21 protein-coding genes and 3 pseudogenes are annotated in these 22,152 nt (G+C 60.8%); 14 read left to right on the top strand and 10 right to left on the bottom strand.

All coding sequences use genetic code 11. From position 1 onward, the window contains the following. Nucleotides 1-141: 141 nt before the first annotated feature. A pseudogene (tyrS, locus tag AC1D2N_RS06800) lies at nucleotides 142-930 on the top strand (tyrosine--tRNA ligase); the annotation flags it as partial. Between the two features lie 190 nt (nucleotides 931-1,120). Here the strand turns inward: tyrS and AC1D2N_RS06795 are convergent. Next, entirely contained in the window at nucleotides 1,121-2,437 is a 1,317-nt protein-coding gene (locus AC1D2N_RS06795) for an MFS transporter (protein WP_130729147.1), read from the bottom strand. 191 nt (nucleotides 2,438-2,628) lie between these two features. Between AC1D2N_RS06795 and AC1D2N_RS06790 the strand changes: the two genes are divergently transcribed. The 3 genes and pseudogenes from AC1D2N_RS06790 to AC1D2N_RS06780 all read left to right on the top strand — a co-directional run bounded on the left by AC1D2N_RS06790 (nucleotide 2,629) and on the right by AC1D2N_RS06780 (nucleotide 5,961). After that, complete coding sequence (locus tag AC1D2N_RS06790; protein WP_130729146.1) at nucleotides 2,629-3,528, top strand: LysR family transcriptional regulator; 900 nt, start codon at nucleotides 2,629-2,631, stop codon at nucleotides 3,526-3,528. A 336-nt stretch (nucleotides 3,529-3,864) separates the two neighbouring features. After that, a pseudogene (locus AC1D2N_RS06785) lies at nucleotides 3,865-5,039 on the top strand (MFS transporter). 499 nt (nucleotides 5,040-5,538) lie between these two features. Beyond that, nucleotides 5,539-5,961: a TIGR02594 family protein gene (locus tag AC1D2N_RS06780; protein WP_018242589.1), complete on the top strand. Its 423-nt coding sequence runs from the start codon at nucleotides 5,539-5,541 to the stop codon at nucleotides 5,959-5,961. Nucleotides 5,962-6,019: 58 nt separating this feature from the next. On the opposite strand, the pseudogene AC1D2N_RS06775 reads toward AC1D2N_RS06780, so the two are convergent. Next, nucleotides 6,020-6,804, bottom strand: a pseudogene (locus AC1D2N_RS06775) (class I SAM-dependent methyltransferase). Between the two features lie 154 nt (nucleotides 6,805-6,958). On the opposite strand from AC1D2N_RS06775, the gene AC1D2N_RS06770 reads away from it, so the two are divergent. After that, a complete protein-coding gene (locus AC1D2N_RS06770) occupies nucleotides 6,959-7,435 on the top strand; it encodes a GNAT family N-acetyltransferase (protein ID WP_130729145.1) in 477 nt (158 codons plus the stop codon). Nucleotides 7,436-7,544: 109 nt separating this feature from the next. Here the strand turns inward: AC1D2N_RS06770 and AC1D2N_RS06765 are convergent, their stop codons facing one another. Together AC1D2N_RS06765 and AC1D2N_RS06760 are read right to left on the bottom strand one after the other, a co-directional pair. Further along, nucleotides 7,545-7,865 (bottom strand): low molecular weight protein tyrosine phosphatase family protein, encoded by a 321-nt coding sequence (locus AC1D2N_RS06765; RefSeq protein ID WP_026188445.1) that lies wholly within the window; start codon nucleotides 7,863-7,865, stop codon nucleotides 7,545-7,547. Nucleotides 7,866-7,942: 77 nt separating this feature from the next. Beyond that, nucleotides 7,943-9,346, bottom strand: a complete 1,404-nt coding sequence (locus AC1D2N_RS06760) for a pyridoxal phosphate-dependent decarboxylase family protein (protein ID WP_130729144.1) — start codon at nucleotides 9,344-9,346, stop codon at nucleotides 7,943-7,945. Between the two features lie 314 nt (nucleotides 9,347-9,660). Here AC1D2N_RS06760 and AC1D2N_RS06755 point away from each other — a divergent pair, with 314 nt between their 5' ends. The 3 genes from AC1D2N_RS06755 to AC1D2N_RS06745 all read left to right on the top strand — a co-directional run bounded on the left by AC1D2N_RS06755 (nucleotide 9,661) and on the right by AC1D2N_RS06745 (nucleotide 11,746). Beyond that, nucleotides 9,661-10,086: a hypothetical protein gene (locus AC1D2N_RS06755; RefSeq protein WP_130729143.1), complete on the top strand. Its 426-nt coding sequence runs from the start codon at nucleotides 9,661-9,663 to the stop codon at nucleotides 10,084-10,086. A 134-nt stretch (nucleotides 10,087-10,220) separates the two neighbouring features. Next, nucleotides 10,221-10,727, top strand: coding sequence for a GNAT family N-acetyltransferase (locus AC1D2N_RS06750; RefSeq protein WP_113543587.1), 507 nt, complete (start codon nucleotides 10,221-10,223; stop codon nucleotides 10,725-10,727). Nucleotides 10,728-10,825: 98 nt separating this feature from the next. Then, the gene (locus AC1D2N_RS06745; protein ID WP_130729142.1) at nucleotides 10,826-11,746 is read left to right on the top strand and encodes an ornithine cyclodeaminase family protein; all 921 of its coding nucleotides are present in this window, start codon (nucleotides 10,826-10,828) and stop codon (nucleotides 11,744-11,746) included. Here AC1D2N_RS06745 and dapB read toward each other — a convergent pair. Next, nucleotides 11,741-12,580, bottom strand: coding sequence for a 4-hydroxy-tetrahydrodipicolinate reductase (gene dapB, locus AC1D2N_RS06740; protein WP_477980973.1), 840 nt, complete (start codon nucleotides 12,578-12,580; stop codon nucleotides 11,741-11,743). The genes AC1D2N_RS06745 and dapB overlap by 6 nt on opposite strands. Before the next feature lie 87 nt (nucleotides 12,581-12,667). After that, the gene (locus tag AC1D2N_RS06735) at nucleotides 12,668-12,883 is read right to left on the bottom strand and encodes a hypothetical protein (protein ID WP_028733211.1); all 216 of its coding nucleotides are present in this window, start codon (nucleotides 12,881-12,883) and stop codon (nucleotides 12,668-12,670) included. A 194-nt stretch (nucleotides 12,884-13,077) separates the two neighbouring features. On the opposite strand from AC1D2N_RS06735, the gene AC1D2N_RS06730 reads away from it, so the two are divergent. Beyond that, on the top strand, nucleotides 13,078-13,464 hold the full coding sequence (locus AC1D2N_RS06730; RefSeq protein WP_130748859.1) for a VOC family protein: 387 nt from the start codon (nucleotides 13,078-13,080) through the stop codon (nucleotides 13,462-13,464). A gap of 208 nt (nucleotides 13,465-13,672) precedes the next feature. Further along, nucleotides 13,673-14,677, top strand: coding sequence for a carbon-nitrogen hydrolase family protein (locus AC1D2N_RS06725; protein ID WP_130729139.1), 1,005 nt, complete (start codon nucleotides 13,673-13,675; stop codon nucleotides 14,675-14,677). 237 nt (nucleotides 14,678-14,914) lie between these two features. Here the strand turns inward: AC1D2N_RS06725 and AC1D2N_RS06720 are convergent, their stop codons facing one another. Further along, a complete protein-coding gene (locus AC1D2N_RS06720; protein ID WP_130729138.1) occupies nucleotides 14,915-15,517 on the bottom strand; it encodes a histidine phosphatase family protein in 603 nt (200 codons plus the stop codon). A 267-nt stretch (nucleotides 15,518-15,784) separates the two neighbouring features. Here AC1D2N_RS06720 and AC1D2N_RS06715 point away from each other — a divergent pair, with 267 nt between their 5' ends. Next, on the top strand, nucleotides 15,785-16,258 hold the full coding sequence (locus tag AC1D2N_RS06715) for a VOC family protein (RefSeq protein WP_047621109.1): 474 nt from the start codon (nucleotides 15,785-15,787) through the stop codon (nucleotides 16,256-16,258). Between the two features lie 79 nt (nucleotides 16,259-16,337). Here AC1D2N_RS06715 and AC1D2N_RS06710 read toward each other — a convergent pair whose 3' ends face one another. After that, on the bottom strand, nucleotides 16,338-16,739 hold the full coding sequence (locus tag AC1D2N_RS06710; RefSeq protein ID WP_047621108.1) for a GFA family protein: 402 nt from the start codon (nucleotides 16,737-16,739) through the stop codon (nucleotides 16,338-16,340). A 227-nt stretch (nucleotides 16,740-16,966) separates the two neighbouring features. On the opposite strand from AC1D2N_RS06710, the gene AC1D2N_RS06705 reads away from it, so the two are divergent. Both AC1D2N_RS06705 and AC1D2N_RS06700 read left to right on the top strand, forming a co-directional pair. After that, nucleotides 16,967-18,847: an ABC transporter ATP-binding protein gene (locus tag AC1D2N_RS06705; protein WP_130729137.1), complete on the top strand. Its 1,881-nt coding sequence runs from the start codon at nucleotides 16,967-16,969 to the stop codon at nucleotides 18,845-18,847. A gap of 309 nt (nucleotides 18,848-19,156) precedes the next feature. Continuing rightward, the gene (locus AC1D2N_RS06700; protein ID WP_047621106.1) at nucleotides 19,157-19,753 is read left to right on the top strand and encodes a demethoxyubiquinone hydroxylase family protein; all 597 of its coding nucleotides are present in this window, start codon (nucleotides 19,157-19,159) and stop codon (nucleotides 19,751-19,753) included. A 56-nt stretch (nucleotides 19,754-19,809) separates the two neighbouring features. On the opposite strand, the gene AC1D2N_RS06695 is transcribed toward AC1D2N_RS06700, so the two are convergent. Together AC1D2N_RS06695 and ubiA are read right to left on the bottom strand one after the other, a co-directional pair. Beyond that, entirely contained in the window at nucleotides 19,810-20,586 is a 777-nt protein-coding gene (locus AC1D2N_RS06695) for a phosphodiester glycosidase family protein (RefSeq protein ID WP_047621105.1), read from the bottom strand. Between the two features lie 37 nt (nucleotides 20,587-20,623). After that, complete coding sequence (gene ubiA / locus AC1D2N_RS06690) at nucleotides 20,624-21,538, bottom strand: 4-hydroxybenzoate octaprenyltransferase (RefSeq protein ID WP_047621103.1); 915 nt, start codon at nucleotides 21,536-21,538, stop codon at nucleotides 20,624-20,626. Nucleotides 21,539-21,755: 217 nt separating this feature from the next. Between ubiA and AC1D2N_RS06685 the strand changes: the two genes are divergently transcribed. Then, nucleotides 21,756-22,139 carry a VOC family protein gene (locus AC1D2N_RS06685; RefSeq protein ID WP_047621102.1) on the top strand — a complete coding sequence of 128 codons (384 nt, stop codon included), beginning with the start codon at nucleotides 21,756-21,758 and terminating at the stop codon, nucleotides 22,137-22,139. Nucleotides 22,140-22,152 lie beyond the last annotated feature (13 nt).

The raw sequence follows: 22,152 nt of genomic DNA, 5'->3' as shown, positions 1-22,152 counted from the left end.
TCGATACATCGATACCAACGAAAACTTCTGTACAATGCTTCACGGCTTGTCCTCCTGCCAGGGAGGATCGGCTCGGCCTATCCGAGCAACCCTCGCAAAGGGAGTGTAGGGCAAGCCACCCCCGCCGGAAGGACATACGGTCTTACATCGGAGAGTGTGCGCCAACGGTTGGAACGGGAGCAATCGCTGACATTACTGGAATTCAACTACATGGTCATGCAGGCCTACGACTTTCATGTCCTCGCAGAAAGCCGCGGCTGCCTGCTTCAACTTGGTGGCTCCGACCAGTGGGGCAATATCGTCAGCGGCGTCGAATTTGGACGGCGGATTGGCGGACGCGCCCTGTTTGGATTGACTGCCCCGCTGCTGACGACGTCGTCGGGCGCGAAGATGGGCAAGAGCGTTTCGGGGGCGGTTTGGCTAAACGCAGACCGGTTGTCGCCCTATGAGTTCTGGCAATTCTGGAGAAACACCGGGGATGCGGATGTGGGTCGTTTTCTCAGGCTGTTCACCGAGTTACCCTTAGGTGAAATTGCACGCCTCGATGTGCTTCGGGATTCCGAGATCAACGAAGCGAAAAAGATCCTTGCCGACCAAATCACCAGCCTCTGCCACGGGGCAGATGCGGCAGCGCAAGCTTCCGAAACCTCCCGGCGCGCCTTCGAGGCGGGCGAGGTGCCGGCCGGTCTCCCGACGGTTAGGCTGCCGGATAGCCTTCGCGGCAATTTTCCGCTTGTCGACGCCATGGTTGTTGCCGGGCTCGCCAAGTCGAAAAGCGAAGCACGGCGGTTGATCGTCGGCGGCGGGGTTCGGGTGAACGGTGGCGGTGTAAACGACGAGGCAATGCGGCTTGGCGACTTCGACATCCAGGACGGCGTGATCCGGCTATCAATTGGCAAGAAGCGACACGTCCTCCTTCAGTCGGTTTAGTGTGGTGTCTTCAACTCGGGGAGCGGGCCAAGTCGACCACTTCGTCGCGCTCCCCATTGTTACAAGCTTGATGTGGCAAGCGGTCTTCATGCAACGAGAAAGAAATGTCCGGCAGCAGGACACCTGAGACGTGGGGCGTTCATTATTTCGGAGAACGCCCTCTTCACCCGGACGACCACGAACCGTCTGTTCAAACCGCTCCAGGCTGTTTCACCACTTCGTAGCGAGCCCGGCTCAGGCTGACCAGGCTCGCTATTGCTGCGCAGCCGCCCGCCGTGACGACCGCAAATTCGAGCGCATTCGACAACGGCAATGTTGCGAAGATGATCGACATGCAGATCCCACCCAGGGTTTGGCCAAGAAGCCGCGCGGTGCCCTGCATGGCGCCGGCGGCGCCGCTTCTGGCTTTCGGTGCCGACAGAAGGAGAATTCGGTTGTTCGGCGTCTGGAACAGTCCGAAACCGAGGCCGGCGATCACAGTACCGACGAGAAACGCGATACCTCTCGGGTCGGGCGGGGTGAATCCGACCATCAGGAGGCCTAGGGCGAGCAGCGCGCCGCCGATGGCGCAAAGCCATGCCGTCTTGACGCGGTTTGCCAAATGTCCCGAAATGGGCGCGATGATCGCGGTCGCGGCAGGCCAGGGCATCATGTACAGACCGGCCAAAACCGGCGTCATGTGCAACGTGTGTTGAAGGTAAAAGGGTAGCGCGATGTAGCTCAGCATCTGGCCGCAGAAGCACGATATCGAGGCGATGATCGCCACGCGGAATGCCGGTTCCGCCAGCAGGTCCGTGGGAACGATTGGTGCGTCACTGGTCCGTTCAAGGCGCAGCAGGACAAAAAGGCAGGCCAGCGAGGCGGCGATGAGGACGGCACCGCTTATCGGCGCGATCGCTATCCGGTCGGCGCCGCAGAAGAAAAGGATGAACATCAGCGTGTTGGCCAGCATCGCTTTTGCGTTCAGCTTTCGCTTTGCGCCCTGAATTTGCCCGAGCAGACCGCCGCCGAGCAGAACGATGGCGCCGAGTGGTATATTGACTGCAAACAGCCAAGGCCAGGTCGTGACGGAAAGGATGGCGCCGGCAATGCCGGGGCCGGCAGCGGAAGAAATGGCGATGACCATGGCGTTGATGCCTATGATCGGACCCAGCATGTGCTGCGGGACGGCCGAGCGCAGGTTCATCATGGCAAGCGCCATGATCGCGCCACCTCCCAAGCCCTGCGCGAAACGAGCAAGGATCAGTAAGGGAAGGTCGCCCGCGAAGGCGCAGGCTGCGGAAGCCGCGGTGAACAGCGCGACGCCGATCAGGAAGACCCGCCGCGCGCCGTAGATTTCACCCAGCGCACCACATGGAAGAATGGCAACAAGCACCGCCAGCTGATAGGCCGAGACGACCCATACGGTGTTACCCGCCTCCGCGTGCAGTGAGACCGCGATCGAGGGTAAGGCGACATTGGCAATGGCTCCGTCCAAAACGACAAGAACAAGCGTAAGGAGCAACATGGCAATAGCCAGGTACCGTCGAGGCGACGCCAGGCCGTCTTGAGAAATTGGTGCGGTGTAGGTGAGGGACATGAGAACTCCTCGATGTTTGTTGGATGGTCGACTACTTAGGCTTTGCTGATTGCCCGCGCCAGACGCAACAAAATCAATCGACCGTTGCGTAATGCGCCATGCCTGAATAGAATTGAGCCATGTCTGATCTCGATCTTAACCTCTTGGTGGCACTGGATGCGTTGCTGCGCGAGCAGAGCGTATCGGCCGCCGCCCGTCGGCTTGGCCTCAGCACGTCCGCCATGAGCCGGACGCTGTCACGGTTGAGGACCGCGCTGGGTGATCCGATCCTTGTGCCGGCCGGGCGCGGCATGGTTGCGACGCCTCATGCCCTGGCGATTGGTGCCGAGGTACATTTGTTGAAAGAAGCCGTGCAAGCCGTGCTTAGTCCGCCATCGACCGTGGAGATTCGGGAGGTGCGGCGCCACTTCACGATCCGTGCCAATGAAGCATTCGTGCTTCTCTACGCCGCGGGTCTGAGCGCCGCTGTGACGAACGCTGCGCCGGGGATAAGGCTTCGCTTTGCGCCGAGATCGGACAAGGACGTTCAGGCTTTGAGGGACGCGGCGATAGATTTGGACATCGGTGTCCTCCCGCGAGACAGCGGGGAGCTGCGTTGCCAAACTCTTTTCGAGGATCGCTATGTCGGTCTCGCAAGGGTAGGGCACCCGATCTTCGATGCAGATCCGATAACGGCCGAGCGCTATGCCGCCTGGGGCCACGTGCTCTTCTCGATGCAAGCGGATTTCGCCGGTCCGATCGACAGGGCGCTCGCCGAATTGGGCCATGTCCGTGATGTCAGGCTGATCGTGCCAAGCTTTCCGGCGGTGATAGCAGTTGCGGCGGCATCCGATTTGATCGGCTCGATTCCGAAATCATATTGCAAGTCCGCGGCGATTAGCCATATCAAGACCTTTGACCTGCCTGTGGCCGTGTCGGGTTTCAACATCGTGCAGGCGTGGCACCCCCGCATGGACGCAGATCCCGTGCATCGCTGGCTGAGGGCGCTGATTTTTGAGACGTTCCACTCGATGAATTGAGTGCGTGGCCCGTCAAATCAAGCGCTTCGTTCCCGTTCCGCAGACGTGATCCGCGATCTTATGCAGTGCAGCCTCCCGTTGATGCAGGGAGCGAGAATTGCAGCTCGGCACCGCCGAATGGTGATCGCTGATGGCGCCAATAAGCGAACACCAGTCGTGAGCGGCTGCGGTGAAATTACCGGCGGCTGCATCATGCTGACACTGGCTGTCAGCAAAGGTGGTCGATAATCCTGAGACCGCGGGTGTCCGAGCCAGTCGCCATTTCGTCGGAATGTCCGGCTATGCCGTCGGATGCCTGGGCTTCAATCCCGCCCCAATCGGAGCAGAGTCCCCGAGATGAAGCCGCACCACCGTATTTTCTTCATTCAGTTTGCCGTGGCCCTTTCCCTGGGGGCGTTTGTTTCGCGGCTGCCCGACCTTCAGCTTAAGTTCAGCCTGACGGAAGGGGAGCTTGGCCTGCTGCTCGCCGTCATGTCCTCCGGGGTTCTCTGCGGGTTGACGGTCTCGGTGAGGTTCATCGAGAGGCTCGGTGCGCGCACCACAGCTTTCGTCACCGTCTTCGGTGCGTCGTTGTTTTTCGCGCTGATCCCCTGGATGCCTTCAGCTCTTCTGGCGGTGCCATTGTTCTTCATTGCCGGCGTTTTCACCGGAGCATTCGAGATCAACGCCAATATCGAAACCGATCGCCATGAGGCGCTGCTCGGGTACCGCATCATGAGCCGGGCTCACGGTATGTGGAGCCTCGGCTTCTGCATCACCGCCCTTGTTGCCGCCGGCATGCGGCAGGCTGCCGTCTCCATCGAACTGCATACCTTCATCGTCCTCGTGACGGTCTTGATTGCCGGGTCGATCGTCTTCTCCGGGATCGAGAATGCGCCCCGGCGGCAGGACGCTCACCCGGAGATACGCCGATCATCGCTTTTCCCACGATCGGACTGCTCCCCCTTTGCCTTGTCGCCGCAGCTCCGCTTCTTGCCGAAGGCGCAAGCGTCGACTGGTCGGCGATCTATATGCGGGACGTGTTCGCGGTCGAACCCTTCGTCGGCGGGCTCAGCGTGACCATTTTCTCCTCGTTCATCGCCATCGGGCGGCTCGGCATGGACCCTGTCATCGACCGCTTCAATCCGCGCCCGGTCGCAATCACTCTGCTTGGGATCGCGGCCATCGGTGTTGTCATGGTTGCGACGGCGACACACCCTGTTGTCGCGCTCGCAGGCTTTGGCCTGACAGGTGTCGGCTGCTCTTCAGTTTATCCGCTTGCCATCTCGGCTGCGGCCCGACGCACCGATCGACCCGCACCCGTCAACGTTGCAGCGCTTGGGCAGACGACGTTCCTTGTGTTTTTCGCCGGGCCGCCACTGCTCGGTTTCGTTGCCGAACACTTCGGCATCCGCTTTTCGTACTGGGCGGTCGTCTCTATTCTCGCCGCAGCATTGCTGGTCACCAGGGCACTTGCCGCTGATCCTGCCCCGGTCACAGGCCAACCCGAACCGGCGCAACCACGCGGTTGACACGCCACGCCGGCCTCCGCTCTCCTAAGCTCGTTCACGTCCGCACCGGAGGGCAACCTCCGGCTTTCGCTGGTGAATCGGGCGAGCGCAATGTATTTCCCATCACGCCCAAGTATTATAAGTGGCCATCGGAAATATAGCTCGTATAGGTGAGGAGCTAATTCCGCGTACTGTCGTCAACTCTTGGCCAATGGTTTTGCTGCTCAAGCATTGCGGACACAGTCCATCTCGTCTGAATGGACCTGATTTGGATGGCGAAACTGCAGCCTTTCGGCCCGACAAAACATATGTTTTGTCGGGTTTGTGATGGCCGTGTCCGGCCCCAAGGGGAGGCTCACCGACGGAGTTCTGCGCCTCGCTTCGGACAAAATTCCGCCGCCGAAATGCCAGTATTAGTTGTTTCTAAATCACGCCATAATTCGCATCTACGTTGCCGCGCCTGTTTTATTCTTCGCCACATTTCGGAATTTCAACATTATACAAACAATGGTGGGTAACTATGAAGGTTATTCTCGTCATCGTCCTCACGGTGCTTGCCGTGCCCTGTGAGGCGGACATGCTCGGCACGGCGTCCAAGTACAAGAGCATGCATGAACGCTCCATCTCCTTCCTCAGCATCAATCCGCGCAGGGTGTCATGGTGCGGTGCGTTCCTGGCCTTTGTCGCCAAGCGATCTTCGCGGGAACCGCCGCCCAACCCCAATATGGCGGCGTCTTGGAGAAAGTTCGGCAAGCCGGTGTTCTTCCGCGCCGCCAGGCGAGGGGATGTCGTGGTGATCCGCACCGGTCGACGCTTTCATGTCAGCCTGTTCGATCACATCGACCAGCGCCGGCAGTACGTCTACCTGTTTGGCGGCAATCAATCCAACCGGGTGCAGCTGTCGCGCTATCGCGCCAGCTCGGTGGTCGCCGTGCGACGATGATGTTGGGTGAGAACTCTCCCTCCTTCCAAACCTCGATGGCGGCGGGAAAAAACGGGCCCTACGCCTTGCGCGCCCTGATATGGAGGAAGATCGGTGCGATGCGGGTATCGGCGACCACTGGCTCGGCGAGAGCCACCTCGACTGACGCCATGGGCTCGCCGAAAGCTTCGATCGTCAGTCCCGCTTCGACGATCATCGACACCCAGGTCGACAGCGTCCGGTGAAAGCGCGGGACGGCAAACGGCGTCAGCGTCGCCCGTTCGGCCTCGGGGATGGAGGAGAAGATCCAGCGATCGATCCGGCCGTCGCTCTCATCGAAATAATCGGCGATCTCCACCGCGACGGGCTCGCCGGCCTGATTGCGGATATTGCGGCGTGTCGGCGGCACAAAACAGGGGTGCAGGATCGAAAACTGCAGGAAGCCACCCGGCTTCAGGACCCGGTGGATGCCCTTCAGCACCTCGCGCTGGTCGGCCATGTCCATCATCGACATGAAGGCGGTGACGAAATCGAAGCTCGCCTCCGGGAAATCGATGCTCTGGCCGTCGCCGAGCACATAGTCGATGCCGAGTGGCGCTTCTGCCTCGCTCTCGCGGGCATAGCGAATGAAGGTCTGGGCGATATCGAGCCCGGTCATGCGGGCGCCGAGGCGGGCGACGGCGCGAGTATTGGAGCCTTCGCCGCAGCCTAGGTCGAGCCCCGCTAAGCCGGTGACCGGCGGCAGCATCTCCAGAAAGGCCGGCGTGTTCAGCGCGTCGCGGTATTTGTCGTAGCCGGCGCGCTGTAGATCGTCCAGGTCTCGGCATTGCTCTCCCAATGGGCGGCGACATCATTGGCGTTCATGGCTCTCCTCCTTGTGCGATCGGAACGGGCGGGGAGCTATAAGCGGAGCGTGTGGCAATGGGAAGACGGGCGGTCCACTGTAAGCGGTTCACGCCTATGGATCATGACTAAGTTCGCGTGCACTATCATGTGATCGAGAGGATAGGGGGCTGCTGTGTCCGACGAAGTGATCATCCGCGAGCTGGTCGGCCTCGATCAGATGATGACAATTTTCCCTCTGTACAGCCAGGTTAGTCGCCTGAGTGAGGCCGTGGTTTGCCAACGACTTTCAGCCATGTTTGCACAGAGCAACTACCGCTGCATAGCAGCCTACATCGACGAACGGATGGTGGGTGCGTCGGGTTTCTGGACCGGCACTCAGTTGTGGTGCGGCAAGTATGTCGAGGCGGACAACGTGGTGGTAGACAGCGCCCTGCGCAGTCAGGGCATCGGCGGCAAGATGATGGCGTGGATCGAGGCGGAGGCGGAGCGGACTGAATGCGCGGTGATCCGTATCGCCATGGTGCTGGGCAGGGAGCGTACGCATCAGTTCTACGCGAGAAACGGCTACTTCGACGATGGCCTGTTGATGGTAAAAGCCCTAAGTCGCGGTGCGGCCGAGTTTCCGGAATATGTCTCTCAACAAGTTTGACCACCGGCCCCGCAGCTTGACCGCAAGTGCCACCACTGGCGCGAGGCGGGACGGACGGGAGAATTGCCCGCCTTGTGCGGGCGGCGATTTTACGGTCGCATGAACAGGCTTAGAGATGCCGGGGCACCTTTGCCTTCAGCAGCTGCACGAGCGCGGGGTCCATGAAGTCGTAATCATCAGGAATATGAAGGCAGATCAGCCGCTTGTCCTTGAGAGCTGACCGGTACTTGCCCTGGACTTTCGCACGGTGAGCCTTCTCCATGACAAAGACGATATCGGCCCATTCGACCAGTTCGTTCGATAACGGATTTTCGGCATCCTTATTCGTACCTGCCGAGGAGACTTCGATTTCAGGCCAGTTCGCGAAGACCTGTTCGGCCGTCGGGCTGCGAAGCTTGTTCTGACTACAGACGAACAGGACGTTTTTCACGCTTCGATCTCTCCCGGAGTGAACAAGGCTGGCGATAGCACAATTCCGTATCCGGGCGAACCAAAGGAGTTGATGCATCACCCTCGGCTGACACTCTTGAACGCAGCGATGATGCTTTGTGCGGCGAGTTGCGCCTCATCTGACGTCGTCTGGAAATTGGTGACGGAGAGGCGCAGGACGTCGCGGCCGCGCCATTTGGCGCCGCCGGCGAAGATCATGCCGTCTGCCTGGATCTTTTCGATCGTCTTTCGCGTCAGCGCGTCGCCTTCTTCGGAGGGCAAGTCCGTTCCGAAGCGGATGACGAGCTGGTTCAGCACGACGTCGTTCAGTATGCCGATGCCCGGATGCCGCGACAGGAGATCGGCGATCAGCCGCGCTGAGGCGCAGCACTGATCAATGAGGGTGGTGATGCCGTCGCGGCCGAGATGTTTCAGCATCGCCCAGGTGGCAAAGCCGCGCGCCCTTCTCGATAGCTCGGGCACGTAATGAGAGGGATCGCGTTCGCCTTGGCCGGCGAGCGGCAGATAGCTCGCGGCGATCGTCATCGCGCGGCGATGAGCGAGTTCGTTACGGACGATCGCATAGCCGCAATCATAGGGCGTCTGCAGCCATTTGTGGCCGTCGGTCGCCCAGCTGTCGGCCGCTTCGATGCCGCGGCTGAGGTGGCTGGTCTTCATCGATGCCTGCGCCCAGAGGCCAAAGGCACCATCGACATGCACCCAGGCGCCTTTCGTCTTCAACAGCGGGATGATGGCGGCGAAATCGTCGAAGGCGCCAGTATTGATCTGCCCCGCCTGGAGAATGGCGATGGCGGGACCGGAGACCGTATCGAGCGTGCCCGCCAGCGCGGCCGGGTCTATCCGGCCTACCGGATCGGTGCGCACGCGCAGCACGCGATCGTGGCCGAGGCCTAGGAATTGCAGCGCGGAGAATACCGTCGTGTGGGCATCGTCGCCAATCAGCACGGTAATCTCGGGGGCGCCGAACAGGCCGTTGGCATCGGCATCCCAGCCCACCTGGCGCAGCACCTCGCCGCGCGCGGCGGCAAGGCAGGTGAAGTTCGCGACCGTCGCACCCGTGACGAAACCGACCGAGCTTTCGGCCGGCAGCTGCAGGAGATCGAGAAGCCATCTCGCCGCGACGGTCTCGACGGCGGACGCGGCCGGGGCAACGGCATGGTTTCCGGCATTTTGGCCCCAGGCGCTGGTGAGGAAATCAGCCGCGACGCCGACCGGATGGGAGCCGCCGATGACCCAGCCGAAAAAGCGCGGCCCTGTGGTCGCATGCAGCCCAGGTTCGGCGCCGTCCGAGAGACGCCTGATGACATCAAGCATATCGGAACCGGCCGCCGGCAGCGGTTCGTCGAAACAGGCAAGCGAGGCTGCGTAGTCGTGGGTGGGCACGTGGCGGGCGGGCGCTGCCTGCCGGAATCTCGCCGCAAGGCGGGCGGCTTCCCGAAACAGAGATGCAATTGCCGTCATGCGGATCCCCCCTGCCGCCATCGACCCTGGAGGGGCGCACCCTCGAAAGCAGGCTGCCGGCACACGCAATCTAGCCGATATCGCCGGGGCTGTCTTCGCCTTGGGCGATCCCGGATATGGGCTCCGGGGCCTTCCTTGGGCTTGCCGAGACCTCAAGATAAATTGAGCATCGGGGATGCGCTTCCTAAATATCTACAATAACTACCTTATCCCGTTCTGTCCATTTTTGAAATTTCGTGGCTCTTGTTGAAAATGATTGCCTTTTTTGAAGTATCGTTCAATAATGAGGAAATATCATTTGCACCATTGTCAAGTTGGTGCTGCCAATTAGCGAGGGATATGCACTGAAATATTTCCTTCTCTACGCGCTGACGTGCACGTTGGTCGGTATAGTTCTTCTCTTCATTATCCGTGAAGTTGTGCCATTCGCGATCGACAAGCCAACCGAGCAATCAGCGGCCGGACCAACCGGTGAGCCGTTGAACGCGGCAACCGGCGAGCCGGCGCCCGCGGAAACCGGGGAGTCGGTGCCCGGGCCAACAACCGATCAATCCGCCGTCCAGCCAGCCGATCCCTTGGTCGTCCGGTCCACCGGCCAGCCGGTCGACGGGCCAGCCCGTGAACCGGTGGCCGGGCCAACCGGTGAACCGGCTACGGGGCCGACCGATCAATTGAGGGGCGGTCCGAGCGGTGAACCGGCCGTCCGGAAGGGCGGTCGGCTGGGGAGCCCGGCGCAGTGATCGGCGCTTGAGATGATTGATTTCCGTTCGATCTCGTAACTCCGAGCATTGGCTGAAGTACGAAGCTTGCTGACACCGGTTGACGGCTGGAGCCATCTGTATTGAGAGTAGCTCTCATCTTGCAGGAGGTCCCGATGGATGGAAGCGGCACGACGATCAGGCATATCCAGGCAGACGAAGTGGAGGCTTTCCGGCGCATCCGTCTGGAAGCGCTTCGCACCGAACCGTCTCTCTTTGCAAGCCGCTACGAAGACTGGGCGGCTCTTTCTCTCGAGGAGTGGCGCAACCGCCTGAACGAACCGGTTTTCATCGCCTTTCAGGATGGCGAACCCGTCGGCATAACGGGCCTGCTTCGGCAGCGGTCGAGCAAGATGGTTCATCGCGCGACGATCATCATGGTTTACGTCAGACGGAGCCTGCGTGGAACGGGGCTTGCCGCGAGGCTGCTCAGCGCGGCTGCCCACCATGCGCGCGATATCGGCATCCTGCAGCTGGAGCTCTTTGTCAGCGCGGAGAACCCGGCGGCAATACGGTTCTATCAGCGGGAAGGCTTTTCCGAGATCGGCAGAATTCCCGGCGGGGTTCTGGAGGAGGGCAGAGAGATCGACGACGTTATGATGGCTCGCCGTCTGGTCGGTTAGCTCTCACGCGATGTTTCGGCGCATATCGGTTTGCCTGAGCTATTGACCTCAAGCGGGGTTGGGGTTGCAGGATGCCGGTATGGGCTGGAGGGTTGGCTGTGACGAAAATCCTGAAAGACGAGGATCTTGTCGGTAGCGGGTTGATGGCGGTCGCGATCGATGCGCTCGAGACAGCTTTTCTCGCGAGAGCCGGCAATCGGCTGATCTCTCCGCCCCGGCATCATGTCTCGTTTCCCGATCGGGGCGATCTCGTCTTCACCGTCGGTGGCATCCTTGGCGAGAAACCGCTCGCGGGCTTTCGGGTCTATGAAACATTCGACGGGGTGGAGCATTCGCAGATCGTCGCTGTGTGGTCGGCCGACGACGCCAGGCTCAAAGGCATCGTTCTCGGAGCGCGCCTCGGTAGCCTCAGAACCGGTGCGATCGGAGGTCTCGCCATCCGCCACCTCAGCGCGCCGGATGCCAGGACCGTCGGGATCCTCGGTAGCGGAGCCCAAGCGCGAACCCAGCTTGCCGCCGCTGCCACCGTTCGGAAACTGGACCGCGCTCGCGTCTATAGCCGCGACGCAAAAAATCGCGCCGCCTTCGCAGCTGAGATGCAGCAGGCCTTGGGCATTGAGGTGGAGCCTGCCGGCAGCGCCTCTGAAGCCGTTGATGACGCCGACATCGTCATCTGCGCGACGACGAGCCAAACACCGGTCATCCATGCGCGGGATTTGAAGCCCGGGATGCACGTCAACACCGTTGGCCCGAAAACACATCAGGGATACGAACTGGGCCTGGATATCGCCGATGTCGCAGCCGTGATCGCGACGGACTCTCCCGAACAGACGCGCGCCTACGCTTCGCCCTTTTTCCTCGCCGGCTCCGGCAATGAGCATCGCATGGCCGATCTTGCCGATATCATTGCCGGGAAAGCGGCCGGTCGGGGATCGCCGGGGGATACGACCCTGTTCTGCTCCGTCGGGCTGGCTGGAACCGAAGTCGTCGTCGCCTCGGCAATCCTTGATAGCTTATAGGCCAGTTTCTCGGGCCAGCCCGAGAACATCTCCCATTGTGTATTCGCCGGGTGCGCGCCCTGCGACCCAGCGGGCGGCGGCAAGTGCGCCGCGGGCGAACATGCCGCGATCGAGAGCCGAATGGGAGAGCGTCACGACTTCCTCGGCGGCGGCAAACAGGACGCTGTGTTCTCCGACGATCCCGCCGGCGCGCAAGACGGCGAAGCCGATTTCGCCGGTCGGGCGCTCACCGGTGATGCCGTCACGCCCGCGCCGCTCGACGGATGCTAGGGAAACCCCGCGGCCCTCGGCGGCGGCTTCGCCGAGCATCAGCGCCGTACCGGACGGCGCGTCGATCTTCCTGTTGTGATGGGCTTCGAGGATTTCGATATCCCAGGCATGCGCGGGAAGGGCGCGGGCCGCCTGGGCGACGAGGCCGACCAGCATGTTGACGCCGATGGAGAAATTGCCGGAGCGCAGGATCGGAATCGTGCGAGCAGCCTCTGCGATCCGTTCGAGTTCATCCGGCTCGAAACCCGTCGCCCCGATCACCAGGGCCGGTCCACCGGCCAAAGCGCACAAGCCGGCAAGTTCGGCGACCGCACTTCCCGTCGTGAAATCCAGGATCACGTCGTCCGCTCCGATCGCGGCCGACCGGTCGATCAGCCCGGCGCCGATGGCGCCCTCACGGCCGATGCCGCCGGCGAACGCAAAATCCGGATCGGCCGCCAGCAGCGGCAGGATGGCGCGCCCCATGCGGCCGTTCGCGCCGGCGACGGCTATTTTGATTGGTGAGGTCACGGTCTTTCCTTGGCTCGCGATGTTTTCGGCTGAGCGGCTATTTACATCCAGCATTCGTGCCGGAGAAGGCGACCTGCAACTATTGCATTCCGCTCCCGGCGCAAAACCGTATCTCCTGTGGTCCGTTTGGTCGTCTGCCGCTTACCAGTTGCCGGGATCGGCTGTGTGATCGATGCTGGCGAATTCGTCGGCCTTGTGCCGGTCCAGCTTCACCTCCGTTGTCGCCTTCGTCTCGTCGGTGACGGAGTAGCGGTCAGGGATCGGTCCCGTTGATAGTTCCTGATACATGAGCAAGGCGGCCTCCTCGGCGGTATCGGCCTCGATCTCTCGAGTGATTGATACGGTGAACTTGTGCATGGCTTCGGCCCTCTCGATCGATGCGGCGGCGTGCGCAGTTTGCATAGTCTGACACGAGTTTTGTGTCGATGACACTAAAACTGCTCGCTTAGAATTTGATTCATGCGATGGCTTCAGGTCTTTGTTTTTATGAATGTCGTGGTGCCCGGCCGCCAGACAGTTTCGGGCGAAGTCAGCTGAGGGGGGGATAGGTCATGCGCCTAAATCAAGTAACCGTTACGATGCCTGACCTTGATGCGGGCTGGAACTTCTACTGCATTCTCGGTCTCAGGCCCGTCGTCGACGCCCGTCCCCGGTATGCGCGCTTTGTCTGCCCGGACGGAAACAGCACCTTCTCCTTGCATCAGGGCGTAAGTGGTGGTGGCGGAACCACGGTGTATTTCGAGTGCGAGAACCTGGACGAGACGGTCGGCAGTCTCAGCGAAGCCGGTCTTCGTTTCGTGAGCGGGCCGGAGGACAAGAGTTGGCTCTGGCGTGAAGCGGAGCTGTTCGACCCCGGCGGCAACCGCATCATTCTCTATTTCGCCGGTTCGAACCGCCTCGATCCGCCGTGGCGGGTGGATCAAGGTCGGCCCGCTTGAGGTAGGTGCTCGGCCGTCCCCGAATTGACGAATCGCGGCCGCCTCGGCATCTTTGGCTCGGCGTGGCCTAACGCCGAACCTCTCCAGACCTTCCCCAGCAGGGTCTTCAACCGGAGGCAAAGGGACTCTCGTCTCGGGTCGTGATCCTGGTCCTGATGTTTCGGGCCTGTTGCTGGGGAGCGATGTCCGGAACGTGAGAGGCCCTGATATGACTGAGAATGGAAATTTCAAACGGCGGGTGCGTGCGCGCGCCGCCAAGACGGGTGAATCCTACACCACCGCCCGCATGCATGTTTTCCCCAAGTCGGCGAACGACGCAGCGCCTGAGGCAAGACGCCTGCGTCTGGCCGTGGCGCAGACCACCTATGCGGACGATCCCCGCGATATCGACAAGCTTCGCTGGAGCGGCCAGGAGATGCGCCTGCTGATGCGGCAGGCGCGGGAGGCGGGCGCGCGGCTCATCCATTTTCCCGAAGGAGCGACATCATCGCCCAACAAGCGCATCATGTCGGAAATCGGGCCGCGAGAGATCGGGCCCTCCGATTGGCGGCGGTTCGAATGGGCCGTGCTTCGCGAGGAGTTGGATTCAACGCGCAGGCTGGCGCGCGAGTTGGGGCTCTGGGCGGTCATCGGCTCGGTGCATCCGCTGACGGCGCCGCACCGGCCGCACAACAGCCTCTATGTCGTCTCCGACCGCGGCGAACTGGTGACGCGCTACGACGAGCGCCTACTGTCGAACACCAAGATCTCTTTCATGTACACGCCGGGTTCGATCCCCGTGACCTTCGAGGTCGACGGCATCCGCTTTGGTTGTTCGCTCGGTATGGAGTGCAACTTTCCCGAAATTTTCACTGAATACGAGCGGCTCGATGTCCACTGCGTGCTGTTTTCGTCGACTGGGGGGACGCCGGCCAACGATACCTCCTTCGCCGCCGAGGTGCAGGGGTATGCGGCGAGCAACAGGTACTGGGTGAGTTTTTCCATACTCGCACATCCCGGTTTAGCTGATCCGGTGTCTTCCGGGATCGTCGCGCCCGGCGGCCGGTGGGCGGCGCAATGCCCTGCGGATGGAACGGCGGCGCTATCGCTTGCCGATATCGACGACAATCCCGGCGATCTCGCCCGGCCGTGGCGGCGCAAGGCGCGGAGCGGCCTCTACGAGCCGCACCGCGTGGCCGGCGACCCACGCAGCGATGCGCGGGATAGGTTTTAGAGCCGTATCGACCCTCATCCATGCGACGCGCTTGCCCAGATTTTCCTGTGGCTCAGGCGCGTTAAATTTTATCACCGGTGGCGCGTCTCCACCGTGATGTAGCACAAAAAGAGCGGCATTCTGAAGGGTCCGAAGGTCGATGGTCGCAAGTCGAGGCGTCAATCTCTGGCATTGAGCCGCGTTATAATCAGCAATGACGTTTGGCGACCGGAGCCGTCACTCAGGGATGAACCCTTCCTAAGCGACAACGCCGGATATCATATCAGCCGAAGCGCTTACCAGGCTGAACTCACCGTCACAAAGACGATAAAACCCGTCTTGGGGAACGGGCAATTCCAGCATTTCCTGCCTCGAAAGGCCGGCATATACACCACGAACCAATCTGCCAAACAGCCCGTGAGAAATCGCAACTGTCGGCCCATGTATGCCTGCGATCCAGTCCTTTGCTCGCGCACAGGCAGCATCGAAGCTCTCCCCGTCTGGAGATTTGAAATACCAATCAAAAGCGTTGGACCCGTCCAGCATTCCCGGAAACTCGTTGTCGATCTCGAACTTGGTCATGCCGTCCCAAGAACCGACGGTCACCTCCATTAGCCGCGATTCCGGGCGAGCCGTCAGCGGCAATACACGTTCGATGCGAGCCGCAGTCTCCTGCGTTCTGCCGAGGGGGCTGACGTGAAGTTGGAACGATCGCTCGCTGTCCGCAATTTCCTTCTTCAGAAGTTTTGCCATTTGTTCGGCTTGTACGATGCCGCGCTCCGTCAGCGGTGAATCCATTTGGCCCTGGAACCGACCTAAGGTGTTCCAAATGGTCTCGCCGTGGCGAAGCAGGTAAATCATTGGTGTGTCCTAGATGTATGCAACAATTCGATGAACTACGGGCCGAAGGGGTGCTTGTAGCAGCTAAGTGATGCGACAGATTAATGATGACCGCAATTGATGCGATTCAGATGAGCCTGGTCTTCTGCTGCCGGCCGAAGCGGGCACTTCGACCACTTAGCAGCGTTCGGCAGTGCCGGCGTGAAATCGCTCGGACTGGGCTGGAGAAAGACGGTTTGCCTCTTATTTCATTGAAAAATGCGAAACGAAGAGCGAGAGGACCGCGCAATGGCAAAGAACACGATCTGCGTATGGTACGACAAGGATGCTGAGGCGGCTGCCCGCTTCTATGCCGCGACTTTTCCCGATAGCGCCGTGGGTGCCGTTATTCGTGCACCGGGAGATTATCCTGACGGCAAGCAGGGAGACGTACTGGTCGTGGAATTCACCGTTGCGGGCATTCCTTGCATCGGCCTGAATGGCGGCCCTGTATTCAAACACAACGAAGCCTTCTCATTTCAGATCGCGACCGACGATCAGGAGGAAACCGATCGCTATTGGAACGCCATCGTCGGCAATGGCGGCCAGGAAAGTGAGTGCGGCTGGTGTAAAGACAAGTGGGGCGTGTCCTGGCAGATTACGCCGCGCGTCCTCTCCGAAGCGCTCTCGGCAGGCGGTGGCCAGGCAAAGCGCGCTTTTGACGCGATGATGACCATGAGGAAGATCGACATTGCGGCGATCGAGGCGGCGCGGCGCGGCTGAGGCAGCTTCGCGCAGAACGATCCTTTGCCAGGGCTCGGATCTGGTGTGATCCGGCCCGATGTCGATCTTCGCAGTCGGCTCAGAACCAGAGGTCGCGTACGCAGCGCCCTTTGGAAGGCAGGTCCTCAAACGTGTCCAGGCCGTCGAAATGATCGATCGGCAGGTCCTGAACGAGATCGGCCGGCGCAAGCCGCATGTTGACGGCCATACGCCGACGGCCATCCTTTCGAAGCCGCAGGCCGCGCCAGCTCAAGACACAGGCGCAAGATGGGCAGAACAAGATCTCGAGAGACGGCTCGTCCCTGTCGGCGCGGGTGTAGGAGGCGGTCTCACCGGTGAGAGCGATGCGCTCTCCTTCGTAGTCATAAGCCCACAGTGTGCCGTAGCGTCTGCAGAGCGTGCAGTTGCAGGCGGTGATCGAGCCGGGATCACCCTCAAGTGTCCAGCCCGCCTTGCCGCAATGACATGAGCCCGTCAGCATGAGCGTAGGTTCCGTCCTGTACCATACAGCGATCGCAATCTGCCCCAATCCCGTGACGACCGCAATTGGCGCTTTTCGCCGCCGCCTGCTTCCAACGCTTGCGAACCGATACCTCCAGGCGGCAGATTTTCTGAAATTTCTAATTGAGATTGCAGCCGGAAGATGTTTTTCTGCGACCCAGCGTAGCTGAGTCCACGCCTCCTCCCGATTTTTGATCCGAGTGGCCCATGTCGATTTCAGATGCGATCTATCGTCCCTTCGAAACCTTGATCCGGCCGCTCGACATCCCCTACCGGCCGATGCCCACCAAAGGGCCCGTGGCAGTCCTCATACACTTCATCGCGATGTTTCGGGGCGTCATCATCACCATGGCGCTAACCTCGATGGCCATCGAAGCCATCAACCTTACGATCATCTGGGGTCTTTCGGTCATTGTCGACGGCGTGACGACACAAGGCGTAGAACTCTTCGTCGACAGTAATTTCCGGCTGCTGGCAGTCCTTGCCTTTCTGCTTTTTCCGGTGATGCCCATTCTCTTCTACATCACCAATATTCTCAATTCGCACACGATCGGCATCAGCCTGCCCGTTGCGATTCAATGGCAGGGGCACAAGGCCGTCGAGCGGCAGGACCTCGCCTTCTTCCATGATCTTTTCGCCGGCCAGGTCGCATCCCGGCTCGGTCAGGTCGCCAATGCCGTTCAGCAACAGATCCTGATCGCATTCCAGACGGCACCGCGCTTTCTGCTTCAGATCATCGGCTCCGTTGTTCTTCTGCTCGCGCTCTCCTGGCAGCTTGCGCTGCCAGTCATCGTCTGGGTTGCCTTCAACGTGCTCTTTGCGATCAAGGTCGTTCCGGATTTTACTGAGCGCGCCCGCCGCTCGGCAAAGCAGAACAGCCTCATCTCCGGTGCCCTGACGGACATCTACGGCAACATCCAGATGGTCAAGCAGTTTGCAGCTGAAGACAGCGAGGCAGGTGCGCTAAGAAAGATCATGTCCAAGGGGGTCGATACGCTTCACCACGAACAGCGCATCTACCGGACAACCGAACTCGTCGTCATCAGCCTTAACATGGTGCTCTGGCTTGTCATGCTCGGCATTGGTTTCTGGGGGCTGTTTGACCGATTCCTGACCGTGGGCGATTTCGCCGCAACGGTTTACATCCTCCAACGCCTCTCGGCAGGGTCCTTCACCTTCCTGCAAATGGGACAGCAGATCTTCCGCGCGCTCGGCACGATCAAGGATGCCATGCCGGTCATGACAACACCGCCCACCATCACCGACCGGCCGGATGCGGCCGAACTGACGGTCAGACGTGGGGAACTCCATTTCGAGAACGTCCGCTTCGCCTACAAGTCCGGCAAACCTGTCATCGATGACCTGTCGCTGACGGTTCGGCCCGGCGAAAAGGTAGGGCTCGTCGGCCTCTCAGGTGCCGGCAAGACGACGCTGGTCAGCCTGCTGCTGCGTTTTTACGATATAGAGGACGGCGCGATCCTGATCGACGGGCAGGACATCCGCGCTGTCACGCAGGCAAGCCTTCGCCGCGCCATCGGCGTCATCGCGCAGGACGTCGCGCTGCTGCATCGTTCGGTCGGCGACAATATCCGCTACGGCCGGCCGGAGGCGACGACGGACGAGATCGAAGCGGTGGCGAAGATGGCCAGCGCCGATGTCTTCATCGCCGATCTTTCCGACGGCGAAGGCCGCAGCGGCTATGATGCCTTCGTCGGCGACCGCGGGATCAAACTCTCGGGCGGCCAGCGCCAGCGTGTGGCGATCGCCCGCGTTCTCCTGAAGGACGCGCCGATCCTGGTGCTGGACGAGGCGACCTCTGCCCTTGACAGCGAATCCGAAGCCGCCATCCAGGAAAGGCTGAACCTCGTCATGGAGGGAAAGACGGTGATCGCCATCGCCCACCGCCTGTCGACCATTGCCAGGATGGACCGGATCGTCGTGCTCGATCACGGGCGCATCGTGGAGGAGGGCAGGCCGGACGAACTGGTCGAGCGCGACGGCTTGTTTGCCCGCCTGTGGAAACGCCAGACCGGCGGCTTCATTCCCGAAGACATCGACGAACCCTTGCCGGTCTCGCCTGCGACCTGACCGAGCGGCTGGCACTCCCGCAAGCTGGGGTGACATCAGCGAACTAAGAGCAAGCGGCCGCCGATCAAAATGAGCTCGGCGCCCATCACGCATTTGATGTTAGCCTTGAACCGCAGGAGGCTGGCGGATACGCGCCGCCATTCCGTAGCGAAGGCGCATGCCGACGAAATCGCCCATTTTGCCGCGGCAGACTGAGCAGGCCGGCGCCGAAAGCGTACGGGATCGTCACTTTATCGGTCGCCGCACCCTTGACGACCGCGGCGAGCGTCCTGCCTATTGCTGGCAAGGGAACCGAGGGGAAGGGCGGTCGTGAGCAATCCGTCGAGCAGGTCGGGCAGACGCGACCCCGATGTCACCATCCGTCGTATTCTGAAGGTCAACCATGCGGGCGAGTTCGGCGCTATCAGGATCTATGGCGCCCAGATCCTGGTGGCCCGGCGGCTGTTCCCGGACATCGTGCCGACGCTTGAAGAGATGCGTCGGGATGAGATCGACCATTGCCGCCTGTTTCGCGAGGCAATGCCCGCAAGGGGCGCCAAGCCCTGCCGCGTCATGTCATTCTGGAGCCTCGGTGGTTCTGTGCTCGGCCTCCTGACGGCGCTTAGTGGGCGCAACATGATCTGGATCTGTACCGAGGCGGTCGAAAGCACGGTCCATCGCCATCTCGAAGACCAATTGGCTTTCCTTCAGAAGCGCGATTCCGAGCTTCATGGCCTCATCGGGTCAATTCAGGAACAGGAACTGGCGCACCTCAGGAAGGCCGAAAACAGCCAGACAAGGCGGGGCTTGAGCCACGCGCTGTTCCTGCCCGTCGTTGGTGCCCTTACCGACGTGATGATCTGGCTCTCGACTTGGGGAGACTCGAGCTGGATGCGCGCCGAAATGGCGCGTGTGAGGAGAGGCTAGTCTCGCCGCGCAAACGACGATTGCTGCTGTCGGGCCTTTGGCCAAATGCGAGTGCGCTATTCGGCAAGCCCGAAGATAGGGCCGTAGCCGCCGTGCCAGGACCAGTCGTTGCGGCCCATTGCCGGATTGTAAAGTCCGACACCCCGTCCGCCATCGAGAAACAAGGCATCCGCGCATTTCAGATGGTCGCGGAAGAGCCGTGCGAAATCATGGAAATTCACTCCGTCTTCGCTGATCGCGAAACGAACCGCGCCGCGCTCGCAGGTTCCGACACCGCTGCGGCGGGTCCGGTCTGTCGAGCCGACGATGAAGATCGGGTTTAGCTTGTTGGCGATGACAAGCATCGGGCCGGACTGGGTGGCGAACCGCGCCTTGGGCCGGCGTTTCAGAAATTCATCGGTCGGGAGTATCCCGGCACTTGCTTCGCCCAGAAAGAACACGCCGTTCGGCTTCTTATAAAAATTCGGCACCTGACCCGAGGAGCTTTTGGCCTCCGTCGTATTGGCGGGGTTCAATTCCCTGCTGTTCTCGACATAAAGTCCTATCGGCGAAAAATCGGCCCGGTACATCCCGGCGTTGACGGCAAAAGTCAGCGTTCGCCCCTTGGCGCGAACGGCTTCGGCTAGGCTTGAAAAAGCGCGGTATGGCGCGCCATCGACGTTCTTCCAGAACAATCGCAGGTCGGCGTTGCCCGGTTCCAGAGTGCAAATGACGTATTTCGCCTCTTCGAAGCTTTCCTGCTCGCATGGTTGCGCATGCGCCTGATGCAGGGATGTCATCGTTGCTGCCAGCATGATGGCGGCGGCGAGCACGCTGTGTTTGAGATAGGTCATCGGTGCCGCGTCCAATCTTTCAAATCCATCAAGCCCCTTACCATGTTCCAGTGAATGCCGTGCAGGCGAGCAGCACCCCCGTCAGGATGTTCGTCAGGAACAGGCGATAATTCATGTCCGGGCGGGCAAGATTGATCCGCCGGGTCTGCCAGGCAAGATGGACGGCGATCACCAGCATTCCGATCGTATAAGGCGGCGACATTTCCAACAGCCAGCCCCCGAGCGACCACGCGCCGACCGCCAGAGCATAGAATAGGCCGATAAAGGTCTTGCCGTGCCGGCCGAACAGAATTGCTGTCGATTTCAGGCCAAGACGGGTGTCATCCTTCAGATCGACATAGGCATAGATCGTATCATAGCCGATCTGCCAGGCGATGGCCCCGGCCCACATCAGCACGGCGCCGACAGGGATATGTCCGGCAGCCTCGGCCCATGCCATCAGCATCCCCCAATTGAACGCCGCGCCCAGGACGGCCTGCGGCCAGTGGGTGAAGCGCTTGCAGAGCGGATAGACAAAGACGAGCGGCAGCACATATATCGCGATGAGGCGGGTGTGAGGCGTCAGGAAAAACAGAAGCGAAGCTGCCAGTGCGAGTTCAACGGTCAGGAAGATAAAGGCCGGCAGCGTGGCGATCTCTCCGCTTGCCAAGGGCCGAAAGCGGGTCCGCTCGACATGGCCGTCAAACTTCCGATCAGCGATGTCGTTGACCGTGGAACCGGCGCTTCTCATCAGAAGAGCGCCGAGAGAGAAGATCGCCAATTGCCTGAGGTCTGGGAGACCGTGGGATGCTTGGATAAGGGCGGCCCAGCACGGGAAGAGCGTCAGCCATATTCCGACCGGGCGATCCAGCCGCGCCAACCGCGTATATGGCCGCCATGCGATGGGCAGCCGGCGATCCACCCAGTCGCCACGGTGGATATCGCTGAGATCGGGGCGGCTCAGAGTCGTCATGATGTGATCCAAATTTCCTGTCGCAAATAGCCGTGAAGCCTCAGGTTTTAGTCGCCATCGGCGTTGCCCGGAATAGGAATTTTTGCAGACTCGGCAATAACCGTCCGTTTGCGATTGGTCGCTGACCTTCTGCGGAAAACGCAGCTATATGTTCTTGTTGTGTTCACATGCTTGCGATATGAATTCTCCCGATCTTGGAGCAGCGAAAGGGAAGATCATGAGTGTCTACGCAACCGTCGGCGCAATCGATTCCGTCAAATCGAATGGCTTCTATGATGCGAGCTTGGCAACGATCGGATGGAGCAAACATCGAGAGTTTCCCGGGTGGAGCGCCTATTCCGAAGGCGGGAAGGGTGAAGGTTTCGTTCTATGGGTTTGCACGCCGTTCGACGGCGAACCGGCGAGCGCCGGAAATGGCTCGATGGTTGGTTTCATGGCCAAGTCCCGCGCCGAGGTGGACGCTTTTTACGACGCTGCCATGACCAACGGCGGAACGGACGAGGGCGCGCCTGGTCTACGTCCGCACTACGGACCGAACTGGTATTCCGCTTACGTGCGTGACCCCGCCGGAAACAAGATTGCTGTCGTCTACGACGGCTGAGGCCAGCTCGATT

The organism is Rhizobium sp. P1_B8 (genome assembly GCF_056406515.1).
The sequence above is the reverse complement of the archived record's forward strand: the minus strand, read 5'-3'. Positions and strand labels throughout refer to the sequence as shown.